This window comes from Okeania sp. SIO2F4 (assembly GCF_010672385.1).
Lineage (GTDB): Bacteria > Cyanobacteriota > Cyanobacteriia > Cyanobacteriales > Microcoleaceae > Trichodesmium.
In genome coordinates, this window is the sequence record NZ_JAAHGT010001286.1 from 1 (window position 1) to 1,929 (window position 1,929).

At 39.1% G+C, this 1,929-nt stretch carries 3 protein-coding genes; 2 read left to right on the top strand and 1 reads right to left on the bottom strand.

The window, feature by feature from the left end; genetic code table 11:
* Together F6K22_RS39730 and F6K22_RS39735 are read left to right on the top strand one after the other, a co-directional pair.
* Positions 1 to 692, top strand: a 692-nt coding sequence (locus F6K22_RS39730) for a tetratricopeptide repeat protein (RefSeq protein ID WP_293110551.1), incomplete at its 5' end; no start/stop codon positions are given.
* A 233-nt stretch (positions 693 to 925) separates the two neighbouring features.
* A complete protein-coding gene (locus tag F6K22_RS39735; protein ID WP_293110553.1) occupies positions 926 to 1,195 on the top strand; it encodes a cupin domain-containing protein in 270 nt (89 codons plus the stop codon).
* Positions 1,196 to 1,358: 163 nt separating this feature from the next.
* On the opposite strand, the gene F6K22_RS39740 is transcribed toward F6K22_RS39735, so the two are convergent.
* Complete coding sequence (locus F6K22_RS39740; RefSeq protein ID WP_293110555.1) at positions 1,359 to 1,748, bottom strand: nuclear transport factor 2 family protein; 390 nt, start codon at positions 1,746 to 1,748, stop codon at positions 1,359 to 1,361.
* Positions 1,749 to 1,929 lie beyond the last annotated feature (181 nt).

Genomic DNA, 1,929 nt, shown 5'->3' on the forward strand with positions numbered 1-1,929 from the left:
TGGAAGATTTAGCAAGTAATCTAAATTATTTAGCAAAGTTATATCGTTTTCAAGGGAGATACTCGGAAGCAGAACCTTTGTACCAACAAGCCATCGAAATCGACAAAATCGCCCTACCCCAAAATCATCCCGACTTTGCTAGAGACCTCCACAACCTAGCAGAATTATATCGTTCTCAAGGGAGATACTCGGAAGCAGAACCTTTGTACCAAAAAGTCATCGAAATCGACAAAATCGCCCTACCCCAAAATCATCCCGAACGTGCCACCCACCTCAACAACCTAGCAGTATTATATGAATCTCAAGGGAGATACTCAGAAGCCGAACCTTTGTATCTACAAGCTATCGAAATCGACAAAATTGCCCTACCTGAAAATCATCCCTCTTTTGCAGGCGACCTCAACAACCTAGCAGTATTATATAATTCTCAAGGGAGATACTCGGAAGCAGAACCCTTGTATCTACAAGCTATCGAAATCGTCAAAATCGCCCTATCCGAAAATCATCCATCCCTTGCTACCCACCTCAAAAACCTAGCTTTATTATATGATTCTCAAGGGAGATACTCAGAAGCAGAACCTTTGTACCAACAAGCATTAGATATGTGTGAACAAACATTCGGTGAGGAACATCCTAATACTCAGACTGTGCGAGAAAATCTTGAACGTTGTCGGCAACAACAAAAGAGCTAGATAGGAATTTTGTCTCGGATGTACGGATGGTGGAAAAGGATAACTGATATATAATCCAGCTAAAAAATCGTCCGCAGCGACGAAGCGGAAGCAATCTCAGGGGTGGCGCGAGATTGCTTCCTTCCACTCCGTTGCAGTCGCTGCGGACTTACAATAACTAATCATCATTATTTGACTGCAACTATTGATATTATTGTATAATTGTCGTCATTATACCGAATTTTATCAAAATCATGGAAGAGATATTTAACAATTTATTATCCCATAAAAACGTCAAAATTAATAAAATAATTTCACCCCCTAATTTTGTCAGTGAAGAGTTTATCCAAGAGGAAGATGAATGGGTAATCTTACTGCAAGGTTCTGCTGTATTAGAAATCAATCAAACAGCAACAAAATTAGTTAAAGATAGCCATATTTTTATCCCGGCAAAAACTCCACATAAAGTCATATCAACCGATACAAATATAGAAACAATTTGGCTGGCAATTCATATTTATTAATATTTCTGTAGTAGTCCCTCTTGCTCTGTTTTGTGGATAAGTTTGAGCATAATAGAAGACCTCTCCCCCAACCCCTCTCGAATATGTTTCCCCCTTCCCTAGTAGGGAAGAAGGTTGGGGGGTTGGGTTTTTTTAAGCTAGACACGTTACTACCGAAATTAACTTACTTAATCAACGGACTACCATGATGATGAATCAAATACCAATTTCCCCCCATCCGCTCAAAAATATTCGTTGCCATTGACTGAGCTTTTATTCTCCTCCCTCCATTCACTTGCATTAAATTTTCCACCAAAATAACATAACCAATATCCCCATTAATTTCCGTCGTAATCACATCAAGATCGATTTCTATATAATCAATATTTTTAAAGATTAAATCCCACGAACTACGAATCTTATCAAAACCACGAATGGCATCACGACCTGGATGGATACAAACCGTGCCGATACCCTTGGACAAAATGCCATCCAAAGCTGCAATGTCCCGTTTCTCGAAAGCTCGATAAAATGCTTGATTTGCTGCTAAAATTGCTTGTTTTTCATCACTCATCTCAGTTATCAGTTATTGGTTATCAGTTATCTGTACTTCCGTCCTTGAAAGGGGCAGGAGACTTTGTTTCTTAATTATATAGCGTTACGCATTAAGGTGTTTGAAATTTATAAATCCTGAAACCCTTTGAGAGTCTACTATTCCCTATTCCCTATTCCCTATTCCCTATTCCCTAGCGCTG